At 61.3% G+C, this 416-nt stretch carries 1 protein-coding gene; it reads left to right on the plus strand.

The features are described 5' to 3' along the window. A partial coding sequence (locus M8318_RS00170) for a cadherin domain-containing protein (protein WP_262660569.1) occupies positions 1 to 416 on the plus strand: 416 nt, incomplete at both ends.

Genomic DNA, 416 nt, shown 5'->3' on the forward strand with positions numbered 1-416 from the left:
CGGTAACCCGGATTATGAGAGCAAAGCCAGCTACAGCTTCACCGTGGTGGCCACCGATGCGGCCGGAAATGCCAGCGACCAGGTTGTTACACTCGGGATCAACAACCTCGATGAGGTCGCCCCGACGGTCACCAGCGGCACAACCGCCCCGGCAATCAACGAAAACAGCGGTGCCGGTCAGGTGATCTACACCGCTACCGCGACCGACACGGCGGATATCAGCGGGGGCGTTACCTTCTCGCTGAAAGCGGGCAGCGATGCGGGCCTGACTATTGATGCCACCACCGGCGCGGTCACCCTGACCGGAAACCCGGACTTTGAGAACAAAGCCAGCTACAGCTTCACCGTGGTGGCCACCGATGCGGCCGGTAATGCCAGCGACCAGGTTGTTACACTCGGGATCAACAACCTCGATG

Source organism: Leclercia tamurae, assembly GCF_025566055.1.
Taxonomy (GTDB): Bacteria; Pseudomonadota; Gammaproteobacteria; order Enterobacterales; family Enterobacteriaceae; genus Enterobacter; species Enterobacter tamurae.